We start from the raw sequence: 14430 nt of genomic DNA, 5'->3' as shown, positions 1-14430 counted from the left end.
CGCCGCGCCCGGGCGCTGGCCGCCGCACAGCCCGGCGGCGACCCCGCGGAGTGCGCGATTCCGGCCAGCCGCGAGGCCGGCGACACGGTCGGCGCCTGACCGCCCTCCGCCCGGACTGGCACAATGGCCCGGGCAGACGGGGCCAGATGTGAGGAGGCAATCCGGTGACGACCGCAGGACCGCCCGTGAAGGGCCGCTCCACCCGGCAGCGTGCCGCTGTGGCGGCTTGCCTTCAGGAGGTCGACGAGTTCCGCAGCGCGCAGGAACTCCATGACATGCTCAAGCACAAGGGCGACTCGGTCGGGCTCACCACGGTCTACCGCACCCTCCAGTCCCTCGCCGACGCCGGCGAGGTCGACGTCCTGCGCACCGCCGACGGCGAGTCCGTCTACCGCCGCTGCTCCACCGGCGACCACCACCATCACCTGGTCTGCCGCAGCTGCGGCAAGGCGGTGGAGGTGGAGGGCCCGGCGGTGGAGAAATGGGCGGAGGCCATCGCGGCGGAACACGGCTACGTCAACGTGGCCCACACGGTGGAGATCTTCGGCACCTGCGCGGACTGCGCGGCATAGCCGCGGACAGTCGTGCCGCTGGGGCGGCACGGGTGGGCGCTGGGGTGCCCCCTCCGGGGAGGCACCCCGCAAGCGCCGGGCAGCGCGACCCATCCCCGCCCGGCCCCGTCACACACGGACCAGATGCCGATCAAGCAACGCCCGCAACCGCTGAAGATCCTCCTCGCCACGCAGCCCGCGCTTGGGCTCGACCTCCAGAACCAGAATGCCCGGGTCCCGACTGAGCAGCACCATGTGCTCGGAAGTCTCCCGGTAACCGCGAAACAGCGTCCAGCGCTGCACCACCGTCGTGTACTCGGTCTCGACCGTGACCCCGGCATCGGTCACCGTGACGCGGTACTCGCCCTGCCACGAGACCGCCCGGAACACCTGGCCGGCCTGAAGCCGGGGCGTGCCCCAGAAGAGGACCGCGGTCAGCAGCGAAAGCGCGGTCAGCACCACGGCGTCCGCCCCTCCGAGCGCGGTGAACGCGGCGAATCCGACGAACAGCACGACGAATATCCACCGCACCGGCGCCACCCCGCGCACACGCGCACGGACCTGGATGCCCCGGAGGATGTCGGTGCGCGTCGGCCGGTAGACCAACTCGACGGCATCGGTGCCACTGTCCTGAATGGTGTCCCGCCCCTGATGATCCATGAGGCGGAACCCTAACGTTCCGCGTTCCGGCGTCAGCCGTCAGACTGCCTGCCCTCCATGGCCAGCAGCTCCTCGTTCGGGATCGCCCCGCCGAACCGCCGGTCGCGGGAGGCGAACTCCAGGCACGCCCGCCACAGGTCACGCCGGTCGAAGTCCGGCCACAGCACGTCCTGGAAGACCATCTCGGCGTACGCGCTCTGCCACAGCAGGTAGTTCGACGTCCGCTGCTCCCCGCTCGGCCGCAGGAACAGGTCCACGTCCGGCATGTCCGGGTAGTACATGTACCTCTGGAGGGTCTTCTCGTTGACCTTCGACGGGTCGAGCCGCCCGGCCCGCACGTCCTCCGCGAGCGCCTGCGCGGCGTCCGCGATCTCCGCCCGCCCGCCGTAGTTCATGCAGAAGTACAGCGTCAGCCGGTCGTTGCCCTTCGTCTGCTCCTGGGCGACCTGGAGCTCCTTGGCCACCGACTTCCACAGCTTGGGCATCCGCCCGACCCACCGCACCCGGATCCCCAGCTCGTCGAGCGTGTCCCGCGTCTTGCGGATGAAGTCCCGGTTGAAGTTCATCAGGAAGCGCACCTCGTCCGGCGACCGCTTCCAGTTCTCGGTGGAGAAGGCGTACAGCGAGATCGCGCCGACCCCCATCTCGAGCCCGCCCTGGAGCACGTCCAGCACCCGCTCGGCGCCGACCTTGTGCCCCTCGGTGCGCGGCAGCCCCCGCTCCTTGGCCCACCGCCCGTTGCCGTCCATGACGATCGCCACATGCTTGGGGACCAGTTCCCCGGGGATCTTCGGGGGCCGCGCGCCGGACGGGTGCGGTTCCGGCGTCCTGTACTCCTGGCGCTGACGCCCCAGGAACCCGCGTACCACCATGTGTCTCTCGTCTCCTCGTGCTTACTTCTCGACGTACCTCAGTGAGCGCAGCCCGCGCTCCAGATGCCAGTGCAGGTAGGCGGACACCAGCCCGCTCCCCTCCCGGACGTACCGCGCCTCGCACGCGTCCGCGGTCCCCCAGTCTCCCGTAAGCAGCGCTCCGAGGAGCCCCAGGGCCTGCGGCGAGGGTACGACGCTGCCGGGCACCCGGCAGTCGGCGCAGACGACACCGCCCGACGCGACCGAGAAGAACCGGTTCGGTCCGGGCATGCCGCACTTCGCGCAGTCGGTGAAGCTGGGCGCGTACCCGTTGACGGCGAGGGAGCGCAGCAGGAACGCGTCGAGCACGAGATGCGGCGCGTGCTCGCCCCTCGCCAGCGTCCGCAGGGCCCCGACCAGCAGCAGGTACTGCTGCACCGCCGGCTCGCCCTCGTGGTCGGTGAACCGCTCGGCGGTCTCCAGCATGGCGGTGCCCGCGGTGTACCGCGCGTAGTCCGTCACGATCCCGCCGCCGTACGGAGCGATCGTCTCGCTCTGCGTGCACAGCGGCAGGCCGCGGCCGATCAGCTCGCTCCCCTTCGAGAAGAACTGCACGTCCACGTGCGAGAACGGTTCGAGACGCGCACCGAACTTCGACTTCGTCCGGCGCACGCCCCTCGCCACCGCGCGTACCCGCCCGTGACCGCGCGTGAGCAGTGTGATGATCCGGTCCGCCTCACCCAGCTTCTGGGTGCGCAGCACGATGCCGTCGTCGCGGAACAGACTCATGGCATCCATTGTCGCCCACGTTCAGGGCACCTCACCTCGACTCCGGGCATTGGCGTACGCCGTCGCGGCGTGCAGCCGCTCGGCGGGCGTCGCCTGCCGTACGGCACCGGGGTCGGCGTCCCACTCCCGGCCGCCGCCGTACGGCCTCAGCTGGACGTAGGGCCCCTCATGCCCCATGACCAAGCCGATCCGCTCGGTCCTGGTGTCCACGACATACGCGCCGACGGGTGGCTTCACCGCATCACCGCCGCCGCGATCCGCCGCGCGGTCTCCACGGAACACCGTCCCAATTCGACGAGCGGACAGGGCGCCTCCCGCGCGAGACTCACCGGGTCCAGCCCCAGTGACGGCAGGGAAATTCCGGCCTTCGCGAGTGCCGCCCGCAATTCCTTCACCACTTCCTCCGCTTCTTCGACGCAGAGCGCCGAGTGCTGTGCCTTCACCCTGCTCCCCTTTCTTTTCGGCTTTCACTCTTCGTACCCCAAGGGTGACATTCCGTGCCTACACTCGGGAGGGACTCGCCCTCTACAAGTGCGAGTCAGCACAAGGGGGTTGGTCATGGCCAACGGTTCGCGTCAGGCGGCCTGGGAGTTCTTCGGCGCGGAACTGAAACGCCGGCGCGAGGACGCGGGGTTCACGCAGGTGGAGCTGGGTACGCGCGTGTTCGTGTCGGGCGGCTGCATCGGCCAGTTCGAACAGGCGATTCGCAAACCACAATCGGATGTGGCCCAGCGGATCGACGACGCGCTGCAAACCGACGGTATTTTCGAGCGGATGTGGCGCAAGCTCATCAAGGACCAGACCTATACGGAGTACTTCGCGCATGCAGCCGAGCTGGAACGGCTGGCGACGGAAATCTGCGAGTACGCACCGGCTGTGGTCCCAGGACTCCTGCAAACACGGGAGTACGCGCAGGCGATGTTCCTGGCGGGAAATCCGTTCGCCGCCGACGAGTACATCGAGGAACTCATCAAGGGGCGCATGGAGCGGACGCGGGTCCTCAAGGACGCCACACGTCCCGTGTATTGGGTGGTACTGCACGAGACGGTGCTGCGCGTCCCCGTGGGCGGTCCGGCGGTCATGGCGCACCAACTGGATCACATCGCGGCCATGGCACGAGAGCGCAAGGTGCTGCTCCAGGTGCTCCCGTTCTCCGCAGGGGCGCACCCGGCCATGGGCAAGCAGATGAAGCTCATGGAGTTCGAGGACGCACCACCAACCGTCTATACAGAGGGCGTGTTTTCGGGAAGCCTGCTGGACGAACCGGCGCTGGTGAAGCGAGTCCGGGCGTCTTACGATCACATCAGGGCCGCCGCGCTGTCGTCGGAGGCGTCCCTGCCCCTGATCGAGTCGGCTGCGGAGGACTACAGACGATGCGCGAGTTCGACCTGAGCAACGCACGCTGGCGCAAGAGCAGCCACAGCGGCGGCGACGGCGGCGAGGACTGCGTCGAAGTCGCCGTCGGTCTCCCCGGCGTCGTCCCCGTCCGGGACAGCAAGGTGGCCGGCGGTCCGGTGATCATCGTCGGGGCGGTCGCATGGACGGAGTTCATGGGCGGCATCGGACGCTAACGGGCCCTGGCCGCAGGCGAATTGATGTGGACGGCCTCTCGCCGTCCGGCGTATCGTGCGTCCGCGCGCGATCTTCCGCGGGTGTCTGCCGTCTTACCGCCCGTGGGGGGCCATCGTCATGCTCACATCCAAGGCTGGGCTCAGCCCGCATCACCCGCTGCCCAGCAGCGTGCCGCCGCGCGCCTCGCGCGGCCTCCTCGTCGCCGTGGTGGCGGCGTTCGCCGTCTCCGCGCTCAGTGACCTGTTCGCCGTGTACACCGATGTCCGGCTCCGCACGGTGGTCGACGGCGACATGACCACCACGACCGCGTCGGACCTGGACGCCGCGTACTCGCTGTACGAGAGGGCGGGACAGGTCCAGCTGGTCACAAGCCTGCTCTGCGCGGCGCTCTTCATCACCTGGTTCTTCCAGACGCGCCGCCGCACCGAGCTCCTGGCCCCGAACTGGTTCCGTAAGGGACCCGGATGGGCGATCGGTGCCTGGTTCATCCCCGTGGCCAACCTGTGGCTGCCGTACCGCATCGCGTCCGACATGTGGAATGCCTGCGCACTGCTGCCGACCGGGGGGGAAATCGCACCGGTTGCCGATGTGGCCGGTGAACCTGTGGTGGGGCCTGTTCGTCGGAACGACACTGCTCGGCCGGTTCGCCGCCGCGCGCGTCGACATGGTCGACTCGTTCGCCGAGATCAGCGACGTCCTGATGCTGTCCCTCGTCACCGACCTCCTGTACGTCGCCGCCGCCGGGGCAGCCGTGGTGTTCACGGTACGACTGGCAGCCCTGGAACGACTGAAGGCGGCCGAGGGCCGGGGCGCTTCCCCGGACGGAGTTCATACGCACCGTTGAGCCACGTGCAAGCAGGCGCCCACCACGGCACCCTGGGGTAAACCCCAACAAAGACAAGGGCGTTGCCCGGATGTGAGCAGGGCCGTGCTGCGACGAAGCTCGTACGCATGCCATCGACCACACGCACCCTCGCCCTCACCGCCGTACCCGCCGCCCTCCTCGTCGCCCTGCTTCCGCCCCTGACCGCCCAGGCCGTCGTACCCGCCTCCCTCGACTGGGGACCCTGCGCGGGCACGGCCGGCGCCGACCCCCGTCAGGAGTGCGCCACCCTCCGGGTCCCCATGGACCACGCCGCCCCCGACGGACCGCAGATCTCCCTCGCCGTCTCCCGTGTCCCCGCCGAGAGCCCCGCGTCCCGCCGCGGCGCCCTCTTCCTCATCCCCGGCGGACCGGGTGGCTCCAGCCTCGACGACCCTTCCGGCAAGGGACAGAAGCTGCCGCAGGACGTACGCGACCAGTACGACCTGATCGGCTTCGCACCCCGCGGCGTCTCCCCCTCCACCTCCGTCGACTGCGGGCTGGACCACGCCGACCTCGCCACCTCCAAGCTGCGCCCCTGGCCCGCACCCGACGGCTCGATCGACGAGAACGTCGCCACCGCCGAGCGCATCTCGACCGCCTGCGTCCGCAACGCCGGCGAGCTGATCCGCCACATCAGCACACGCGACAACGCCCGCGACCTCGACCGCCTCCGGGCCGCGCTGGGCGAGCGGAAGATCTCCGCGTGGGGTGTCTCGTACGGGACGTACGTCGGTGCCGTGTACAGCCAGATGTTCCCGCACCGGACGGACCGGATCGTGCTGGACAGCAACGACGACCCCGACCCCACCCGGGTGGCCCGCGCCTGGCTCGCCGGACACGAGCAGGGTGTCGAGGACACGTTCCCGCACTTCGCGGAATGGGCGTCGGCGCCCGGCAACCCGGACCGCGTCGCGGACACCGCGGCCGAGGTGCGTCCGCTGTTCCTGCGGCTCGCCGCCCGTCTCGACCGAGAGCCGCTCCCCTGGCCCGGCGCCAACCCGGAGGAGCTGAACGGCAACGTCCTGCGCCAGACCATGCTGGACAGCCTCTACCGGCCCAGCCGTTACCCGGCCCTCGCGAAGCTGATACTGGCCGCCCGGCAGGGCACCGTACCGCCCGCGCCGTCCGCCCCGCCGGAGTCGGTGCTGCAGAACGTGACCGCCGTCGGCGTGGGGACGCTCTGCAACGACGTGGCCTGGCCCGAGTCGGCCGCCGTGTACGAGAAGGGCGTCGCGGAGAGTCGCGCCAAGTACCCGCTCACCGCCGGGATGCCGCGCAACGTGATGCCGTGCGCCGCCTGGCCCTACCCGCCCCGTGAGGCACCCGTGCGGATCACCGGCCGGGGACCGTCCGACATCCTCCTGGTCCAGAACGAACGGGACGTCGCCACCCCGCTCAGCGGCGCGATGCGGATGCGGGAGGCGTTCGGCCGGCGGGCGGTCATGGTCACCGTGAACTCCACCGGCCACGACGCCTACCTCGCCAACGGCAACGAGTGCGGCGACCGCACGGTCTCCCGCTTCCTGGCCACCGGCGAGCGCCCCGGCCGGGACGTGTACTGCCGTTAGGGCAGGCGTCCTCCGGACCGTTCGTCCGACCGGACGATGAGCTGCCGATGACGCCATCGGCGTGACGTTTCACCCCGTGCGCAACCAGGGCTCCCGCGGTCGGCCTCCTGTCCTGCAGTACCGACACCCCTTGGTGAGGAGACCGCCATGACCGCGACCGCGTTCCCGCTGGAGGGCGACTACCTGCTGGCCCCGCCGCGCCCGGCCGACCGGCTCGGCACCGGCATCGACCCGCGCGACCGGCGCCGGCTGGAGCTCCACGCCGCCCTGACCGCCGCCGGTATCCCGCCCCGGCCCGAGGACCGTGAGGCCATCGAGAGCCTGAGCGCCCTGTCCGGCAGCATCAACAGCACCATCCAGCGGTGGCTGCACCACACGCTCTGACCCCCGGCCGGCTCACGCCCGCCCCGGTGCCACCAGCCCCGACTCGTACGCCACGATGACGAGTTGGGCCCGGTCCCGCGCCCCGAGCTTGCCCATGGTCCGGCTGACGTGGGTCTTCGCGGTGAGCGGGCTCAGGCCCAGCGAGTCGGCGATCTCGGCGTTGTTCAGGCCGCGCGCGACCAGTGTGAGCACCTCGCGCTCGCGGTCGGAGAGGCACTCGGGTCCCGCGGCGGCCGGCGCGGACGGGCTGCGCAGGAAGCGTTCGATCAGGCGTGCCGTGGGGCCCGGTGACAGCAGGGCCTCGCCGGCCGCGACCGTGCGGATGGCGTCGAGGAGTTCGGCCGGTCTGGTGTCCTTCACCAGGAAGCCGGAGGCGCCGGCGCGCAGCGCGTCCACGATGTTCTCGTCGGTGTCGTAGGTGGTGAGGACGAGGACCCTGACCCCCGCGAGGTCGTCGTCGGCGGAGATCAGGCGGGTCGCCTCGATGCCGTCGAGGTCGGGCATGCGGATGTCCATGACGACGAGGTCGGCGCGTTCGGTGCGGGCCAGTTCCGCCGCCTGCCGGCCGGTGGCGGCCTGGCCGACGACCTCCATGTCGGGCGCCGACTCGACGAGCATCGCGAAGGCCTCCCGTACGAGGGTCTGGTCGTCGGCGAGCAGCACGCGGATGGTCATCCGGTTCCCGTTCCTTCCCGAGTCGTCGCGGGCGTCAGCGGCAGGGTCGCCGTCACCTGGAAACCGCCGCCCGCCCGCGGTCCGGCGTCGAGTGTGCCACCCACGCTGCGGGCCCGTTCCCGCATGCCGACCAGACCGAAGCCGGGGGTGGTGCCGGGGGTGGGGCCGGTGCCGTCGTCGGTGACGGACAGGCGCAGGGCGCCGTCCTCCTCGCGCAGGTCGACGCGGACCGCCGGTTCGGGCCCGGCGTGCCGGACCGCGTTGGTCAGCGCCTCCTGGACGAGGCGGTAGGCGGCGGCGCCGACGGCGGGCGGTACGGGACCGGCGACCCGGACGGCCGGTTCGACGCGGGCGCCCGCGAGGCGCGCGGCCTCCACCAGGTCGGGTACGCCGTCGAGTCCGGCCAGCGGGCCGCGGGTGTCCGAGGGGCCGCCGTTGTCGCGCAGCACCTCCAGGGTCGTACGGAGTTCCCCGCGGGCCGTCCGGCAGGTCCCGGCGATGTCGTCGAGGGCCTTGGCGACGGTCTCGCGGTCGAGGCGTTCGGGGTCGGCGGCCAGGACGTGCGCGGCGACGGAGGTCTGCACGCCGATGAGGGTGATGCTGTGGGCGAGCAGGTCGTGCAGGTCGCGGGCGATGCGCAGGCGTTCCTCGGCGACCCGGCGGCGGGCCTCCTCCTCGCGCGTGCGTTCGGCGCGCTCGGCGCGTTCGACGATGGCGGCGACGTACTTGCGGTAGAAGCGGACGTCGACGCCGCAGAAGAGCACCGCGACGACCCAGCCGGTGATGCGGAGCAGTTCCACGAAGCCGTCGGGGTTGGTGAGGGCGTTCACGGTGAGGGTCGTGCCGATGACCAGGGCACCGACGGTGAGCGTGCGGCGGGGCGTGCTGGTCGCGGCGACCGTGTAGAGGGCCACCAGGGAGCCGGCGACGGGCGCGATGTGGTTGTTGTCCAGGGCGTGGTACGGCACGACCGGCGCCATCACCAGCAGCAGCACCGACAACGGACGCCGCCGTCGCCACGGCAGCGGCGCGTGGACGGCGAGCAGCAGCGTCCAGCCGAGCGCGTCGGGCCGGCGGCCGTGGTCGAAGAGCAGCGTGACGACGAGCGCGGCGGCGGCGGTGCAGGCGGCGAGGATCGTGTCGTTGCGGACGGCGTGCGGGGCGGTCAGGGGGTCGCGGTTGATCGCGGCCATGATCCGCTCGCCGGTGCGGGGGCGTTCCGTCGCCTGCGCTGTCTTCGTGGGCACGGGGTACATCCTCCGGGAGGAGGGCGCCCCTCCGGGAGGGAGGGGCGCCCTTGTCATCGGCCTGCGGGCTGCTGCACCGGTTCCGGCTGCCGGTCGCGCGGGACCGGCTCCGGCGCCCGGGAGAGCCTGCCGGGCCACCACAGCCGGCGGCGCAGCAGCACGCTCGCGGTGGTGACGAGGTAGGTGCGGACGAGGAAGGTGTCGAGGAGGACGCCGACCGCGATGACGAAGCCCAGTTCGACCAGCGGCACCAGCGGCAGCGTGGTGAGCACCGCGAACGTCGCGGCGAGCACGATGCCGGCGGAGGCGATCACGCCGCCCGTGGTGCGCAGGGCGGTGAGCGCGGCGGCCTCGGGTTCGGCGCCGTTCAGGGACTCCTCGCGCATGCGGTGCAGGAGGAAGATGCCGTAGTCGACGCCGAGGGCGACCAGGAAGACGAAGGACAGCAGTCCCAGGCCGGGGTCGGTGCCGGTGAAGCCGAGCAGCGGCTCGAAGACCAGTCCGCCGATGCCGAGGGCGGCGCCCCAGACGGCGACGACCGCGGCGAGCAGCAGCAGCGGTGCGACGAGGCTGCGGAGCAGGACCACGAGGATCACGAACACGGCGGCGAGCACCAGCGGCACGATCACCCTGCGGTCGCGGGCCTCGCTGTCTGCGAGGTCGAGCCGTTGGGCGCTGGGGCCGCCGACGTAGGCGCCGTGATCGTCGTCGAGGGTGTCGCGCAGGGTCTCGATGGTGCGGGTCTCGCCGGCCGTCTCGGGGGCGGCGGTGGCGAACACGGAGATCTCGGTCCAGCCCCCGCCGTCGCGTCCGGCGGTGGCGTCGGCGACCCCCTCGGTGGCGCGGGTCCTCGCCAGGACGGCGTCCGCCCGGTCGGTGGGGGCCATCACGGTGAGGGGGCGGCTGCTGCGCTCGGGGTACTCCTCGGCCAGGGTCCGCATCGCGGAGATGGACTCGGGCCGGTCGGTGAAGGAGTCCTCCTGCCTGAGGTCGCCGGTGAGGTTGAGGGTGCCGAGGGCGAGGGCGCCGAGGAGGAGCCCGCCGCCCGCGAGGACGGCGGCGGGGCGGCGTGCGGCGGAGGTGCCCATGGCCGCGAACAGCGACCGGCGGGCCTTGGGGGCGCTGCCGAAGGCGGGGATCAGCGGCCAGAACACGCGGCGGCCGAGCAGGACGAGGACCGCGGGCAGCAGGGTCGTCATGGCGACCAGTGCGGCCAGTACGCCGATCATGCCGACCGGGCCCATGCCGCTGCTGCTGTTGAGGTCGGCGGCGAGCAGGCACAGCAGTCCGGCGGCGACGGTGCCGGAGGAGGCGAGGATCGCCGGCCCGCAGCCGCGCAGGGCGGCGCCCATGGCGTCGTACGGCCGCTCGTGGCGGCGGAGTTCCTCGCGGTAGCGGGAGACGAGCAGCAGCGCGTAGTCGGTGCCGGCGCCGAGGACGAGGACGGTCATGATGCCGCCGCTCTGGCCGGTGACGGTGACGTCGAAGAGTTCGTGCAGGCCGTATCCGGCGGCCATCGCCACGGCGGCGGCGACACCCGCCACGGTGAGCGGGACCAGCCACAGGAACGGGCTGCGGTAGATCAGCACGAGCAGCACGGTGACGACGCCGAGGGTGGCGAACAGCAGGGTGCCGTCGATGGTCTCGAACACCTTGCCCATGTCGGTGTTGAGGGCGCCGGGCCCGCCGACCTCGACGCTCAGTCCGCCGGTGCCGTCGGCGATCTCGCGTACCCCGTCGACGAAGGCGTTCCGGGCCTCCTCGTCCTGGCCCGGCTGGGTGCTGGAGACCGGGTACATGAGGGTGCTGCCGTCCGCGGAGGGGACGCCCCGGGGGGTGTCCGTCAGCTCGTACGCGCCCTCGACCTCGGTGACCTGTGCGGCGGCGGTCTCCCGGTCGGCGGCGCTCAGTCCGCCGTCCCGGTGGTAGACGAGCACGAGGTCGGTGGACTCGCCGCCGGGCAGCCGGTCCTGGATGCGGGCCACCTGGGTGGAGTCGGCACTGTCGGGCAGGTAGTCGACGGCCCGGTTCTGCTGGACCTCGCCGAACTTGCCGGCGAGCGGTCCGACGAGCACGAGCGCGGCCAGCCACAGCCCGACCACCGCCCAGGGCACGAGGCGTCGTCGCCGTGCTGGTGTCCTTGCGTCCCCCATGAGGCGGGGCTCCCCTCCGGTCGGGTGTCTGGGTCGGTTCCCAGACTCCCGGCGGAAGGGGCGCGGATCGTCGGACGTGGGATCGAGTTGCGGGGTACTGCGGAGGGCGGCACGGGGGCGTGATTACTCCCCCGGGAGTAACCGCCCGGAGGCTACGCCCGGTCGACCATCCAGGTGCCGTCCTCCTCGTCGTCGACCCGTACCTCCAGTTCGCGGATGCTCATGCCCGCCTCCCACAGTTCCCGGAAGCGTTTCATCCGGTCCTGGACGTGGTCGCGTCGCGCGATGAGCCGGGTCCTGACGTTGACGTCGCGCAGGTCCTGCTCGATCTCGAAGGAGACCTCCTCGTCGTAGACGATGAAGTCGTCGGTGGTGCCGCGCTGGAGGTGCGGCGGCAGTTCGGGCAGCACCGCCACCCGGACCTCGATGCGCAGCGCCTGCTGTTCGTCGCACAGCCGCAGCAGCCGGTCGTCGAGTTCGCGCGCGCTCGCCAGCAGGAACAGCCGCCGTACCGGCACCCCGTGTTCCTCGATCGCCTCCCGCTGGGCGTCGAGGTAGCGGCTGGCGGGCTCGCTGTTCCAGAACTCGCGGTCGACGGAGGTGCTGATGGCGTCGACGGAGCGCTCCGCGGCGTGGGTGAGGCTGAGCATCCAGTCGTGGTTCTCGCCGTGGCACTCCACGCTCATGCTGGTGAGCGCCGCCATGTGGCCGACCACCCGCTGCATCTCCAGGCGGACGAACGTGTAGAGGATCGACGGTCCGGGTGCGAGGGCCTCGGCGAAGCGCTTGGCCAGTTCCGGTACGCCGTCGGTGCGGACGCGGTCGAGCGGCGGGTAGGACTCGGGGGCCGGGTCCTGCTGGGCGAGGCGGGTCTCGACGAGCTGCCGGATGTCCTCGGTGTGCCGGGCCAGGCCGGTCCGCAGGTCGTCGTCGTGCCGTTCCAGGCCGTCCCGCACGGTGGCGGCGGTCTCGGCGAGGACGCTCTGGGTCCGCAGGGCCTGTTCGACCTGTTCGTCGGGGTTCCGGCCCTGGGCGAAGAGGTGCTGGAGGGCCACCGTGGCGGCGGCGCAGAGCGCGGCGGCGGCCGACTGCCGGAGCGCTCCGCCCCCGGGACTCAGCAGTGCGGCGACGCCCCAGACGACGAGGCCGACGGTGAGGCCGGTCAGGAGTCTGCGCGTCCACTCGGTCCGGTCGGGCGACTGTGCCCGGGAACGTGCGTCCGCGCCGGGCGGGGGTGCCGTCTCCTCGGGCTGGGGTGACTGTGCCGTGCTCATCTCGCTTCTCCCCCCGTTGGGATACGCGTCGGATCGGGGTGCGGGGATGTGCGTGGGGCCGAAACCGCGGGGTCAGGGAATCAACTCGGCCTCCCGGTGGGGAATCGCGTGCAGGGCGAGCTGGTCCCGGATGCGCTGCACCAGGGTGCGCCACTGCCGGGTGAAGCCGGGGCGGTCCTCCAGCGCGTCCCAGAGCGGGGCGAGTTCGTGCGCGACGCGGGCCCGTGGCATCCACAGGTGCAGCAGGTGGTCGACGGCGGGCCGCAGCGCCGTGACGACGGCGGGGCGGTCCCCGCCGGTCCGGGGCCGCGTCCGGGCGGGCGGTTCCGCGGTGCCCAGCCGGATGCCGTCCAGGACGCGGACGACGGTGGTGAGCAGCCAGTCGTGCAGGGCGAGGTCGTCGCAGAGCCCGGCGATCTCACCGGCGGGCGTGCCGGCGGGGACGCGGAGCCGTACGGTGCGCAGCTCGTCCTCGGCGAGGGTGAACCGCTCGATCGACGGCCCCTCGTCGCGTCCGGCGGGCAGGGCGACCCAGCGCAGCCGGGTGGGGCGGGACTTCAGGGGCGGACGGTGGTCGAGCAGGGGGTGGCGCAGCAGGCGGGTGAGGAGTCCGTCGGCGATCAGCCCGACGTCGAGCTCGCCGTGCCGCCCTCCGTTCAGCAGGCCCTGGGCGACCGCCTCGTACGGCAGTTTCCCGAACGGCTCGACCGTCGCGGGCCGTACCAGGTAGTGGCCCCAGGGGCGCCGGTGGTCGGGTCCCGAGGCGGGAATCCGGAAGTAGGCGGAGCTCTGCAGGACGCGCCCCTCGGTGAGGGAGGCTCGGGTGGCGACGGTGCCGACGGCGCGGATCCTGGCGCCGTCGGCGCTGGGCAGGGGGCAGTCGACGCCGGTGAGGGTGTCCGGGGAGCGGCCGTAGAGGTTGGGGCGCTCGGAGAGCAGGACGCGTTCGTCGGCGCGCAGTCCGAGGAGCTGGGCGGCGGCGCGGCTGTCGAGGGCCTGCAGGGCGGGCAGCAGGCAGGTGCGGACCTCGCCGCAGGCGAGCACGACGGGGGGCTGCGTCTCCCCCGGCGTCATGTCCCCCGGCGTCATGTCACTGCCCCGCGTAGAAGACGTAGGAGATGCGGTCGGCGACCGAGTCGGGGACGGCCGCGTTCTCGCGGGCGGAGCGCTCGGCGGTCTGGGCCAGTGCTCCGGGGTCGACCTCGATCTGGTCGAGGATCACGCGGACGGCGTGCTCGACGGGTAAGAACCGGCTGGGGATGACCGAGCAGGTCCGGTAGGCGGCGAACGGGTCCGCGCGGGGGTCGAGCCGCAGCAGCGGGGGCAGTTCGTCCCAGTCGTCGGGGAAGCCGGACGCGGTGTGCGGCTCGGGTACGAGGACGGCCTCGCCCTCGTTGCGCAGCAGCCCGAGGCGGGCGAGCTGCCACACCGCGGCGAGGAAGGGGCAGGACCAGGTGCGGTGCCCGTCGGGGCCGTCGTCCCAGAGTTCGACGTCCAGGAAGACGGAGTGGCGGCGGGCGGCGTTCTCCTTCGGCGGCTGCCAGGCGGTGGCCTTCTTCATGGCCTGGGGGGCGCGTGCGACGGGGCTGCGCTCGCCGTTGGCGAGCCAGCCGGTCTGCGCGGCCGGCGGGCGCAGGCCGTAGCTGCCGGGCGGTGGTTCCTCGACGATCCGCCCGGCCACGGCCTCGGCGACCGGCACCTTGCCAGCGACGGCGCAGCCCGACTCGCGGGCCAGGTAGTCGACGGCGAGCCCGGCCCGGTCGGCCTCCTCCAGCAGCATGGGGACGACGTCGGCGGGGGCGGAGAAGCGGGTGAAGTAGTCGTCGATCAGGAAGCAGGTG

General features: G+C 72.2%; 17 protein-coding genes and 1 pseudogene. 7 read left to right on the top strand and 11 right to left on the bottom strand.

Annotated elements, in window-relative coordinates:
- The first annotated feature begins 164 nt into the window (after positions 1–164).
- Positions 165–572, top strand: a complete 408-nt coding sequence (locus B7767_RS11500) for a Fur family transcriptional regulator (RefSeq protein ID WP_085572117.1) — start codon at positions 165–167, stop codon at positions 570–572.
- A gap of 108 nt (positions 573–680) precedes the next feature.
- Here B7767_RS11500 and B7767_RS11495 read toward each other — a convergent pair whose 3' ends face one another.
- From B7767_RS11495 to B7767_RS11475, 5 genes are read right to left on the bottom strand one after another with little or no spacing between them, the layout of a single operon-like run.
- Positions 681–1211, bottom strand: a complete 531-nt coding sequence (locus B7767_RS11495; protein ID WP_085572116.1) for a YcxB family protein — start codon at positions 1209–1211, stop codon at positions 681–683.
- A 32-nt stretch (positions 1212–1243) separates the two neighbouring features.
- Positions 1244–2083, bottom strand: a complete 840-nt coding sequence (locus tag B7767_RS11490; protein WP_085572115.1) for an isoprenyl transferase — start codon at positions 2081–2083, stop codon at positions 1244–1246.
- A 21-nt stretch (positions 2084–2104) separates the two neighbouring features.
- Positions 2105–2851: a DNA repair protein RecO gene (recO, locus tag B7767_RS11485; protein ID WP_085572114.1), complete on the bottom strand. Its 747-nt coding sequence runs from the start codon at positions 2849–2851 to the stop codon at positions 2105–2107.
- A gap of 21 nt (positions 2852–2872) precedes the next feature.
- A complete protein-coding gene (locus B7767_RS11480; RefSeq protein WP_085572113.1) occupies positions 2873–3088 on the bottom strand; it encodes a hypothetical protein in 216 nt (71 codons plus the stop codon).
- Positions 3085–3294: a hypothetical protein gene (locus B7767_RS11475; protein WP_085572112.1), complete on the bottom strand. Its 210-nt coding sequence runs from the start codon at positions 3292–3294 to the stop codon at positions 3085–3087. The genes B7767_RS11480 and B7767_RS11475 overlap by 4 nt, the downstream gene beginning before the upstream one ends.
- A 115-nt stretch (positions 3295–3409) precedes the next feature.
- Here B7767_RS11475 and B7767_RS11470 point away from each other — a divergent pair, with 115 nt between their 5' ends.
- The 6 genes and pseudogenes from B7767_RS11470 (at position 3410) to B7767_RS11445 (ending at position 7240) form a co-directional block, all read left to right on the top strand.
- Positions 3410–4243, top strand: coding sequence for a helix-turn-helix transcriptional regulator (locus B7767_RS11470; RefSeq protein WP_085572118.1), 834 nt, complete (start codon positions 3410–3412; stop codon positions 4241–4243).
- A complete protein-coding gene (locus B7767_RS11465) occupies positions 4225–4422 on the top strand; it encodes a DUF397 domain-containing protein (protein WP_085572111.1) in 198 nt (65 codons plus the stop codon). Before B7767_RS11470 ends, B7767_RS11465 begins: the two co-directional genes overlap by 19 nt.
- 118 nt (positions 4423–4540) lie before the next feature.
- Positions 4541–4912 (top strand): annotated as a pseudogene (locus B7767_RS49275) (DUF4328 domain-containing protein); the annotation flags it as partial.
- Between the two features lie 97 nt (positions 4913–5009).
- Positions 5010–5267, top strand: a complete 258-nt coding sequence (locus tag B7767_RS11455) for a DUF4328 domain-containing protein (protein ID WP_179167115.1) — start codon at positions 5010–5012, stop codon at positions 5265–5267.
- A 107-nt stretch (positions 5268–5374) separates the two neighbouring features.
- A complete protein-coding gene (locus B7767_RS11450; protein WP_085572109.1) occupies positions 5375–6856 on the top strand; it encodes an alpha/beta hydrolase in 1482 nt (493 codons plus the stop codon).
- A gap of 147 nt (positions 6857–7003) precedes the next feature.
- Complete coding sequence (locus B7767_RS11445) at positions 7004–7240, top strand: hypothetical protein (RefSeq protein ID WP_085572108.1); 237 nt, start codon at positions 7004–7006, stop codon at positions 7238–7240.
- A 12-nt stretch (positions 7241–7252) separates the two neighbouring features.
- Here B7767_RS11445 and B7767_RS11440 read toward each other — a convergent pair whose 3' ends face one another.
- The 6 genes from B7767_RS11440 to B7767_RS11415 form a co-directional block, all read right to left on the bottom strand.
- Entirely contained in the window at positions 7253–7915 is a 663-nt protein-coding gene (locus tag B7767_RS11440) for a response regulator transcription factor (protein WP_085572107.1), read from the bottom strand.
- Complete coding sequence (locus tag B7767_RS11435) at positions 7912–9171, bottom strand: sensor histidine kinase (protein ID WP_256923410.1); 1260 nt, start codon at positions 9169–9171, stop codon at positions 7912–7914. Before B7767_RS11435 ends, B7767_RS11440 begins: the two co-directional genes overlap by 4 nt.
- Before the next feature lie 44 nt (positions 9172–9215).
- Positions 9216–11315: an MMPL family transporter gene (locus B7767_RS11430; RefSeq protein WP_085572105.1), complete on the bottom strand. Its 2100-nt coding sequence runs from the start codon at positions 11313–11315 to the stop codon at positions 9216–9218.
- Between the two features lie 152 nt (positions 11316–11467).
- Positions 11468–12589, bottom strand: coding sequence for a hypothetical protein (locus B7767_RS11425; protein ID WP_085572104.1), 1122 nt, complete (start codon positions 12587–12589; stop codon positions 11468–11470).
- 72 nt (positions 12590–12661) lie between these two features.
- A complete protein-coding gene (locus B7767_RS11420) occupies positions 12662–13663 on the bottom strand; it encodes an SCO2521 family protein (protein ID WP_085572103.1) in 1002 nt (333 codons plus the stop codon).
- A 16-nt stretch (positions 13664–13679) separates the two neighbouring features.
- A partial coding sequence (locus tag B7767_RS11415) for an SCO2522 family protein (RefSeq protein WP_085572102.1) occupies positions 13680–14430 on the bottom strand: 751 nt, incomplete at its 5' end.

The sequence above is a fragment of the Streptomyces sp. 13-12-16 genome, from assembly GCF_002114215.1.
Classification (GTDB): Bacteria; Actinomycetota; Actinomycetes; order Streptomycetales; family Streptomycetaceae; genus Streptomyces.
Note: the sequence above shows the minus strand (reverse complement) of the source record. Positions and strands in the feature narration are given on the sequence as shown.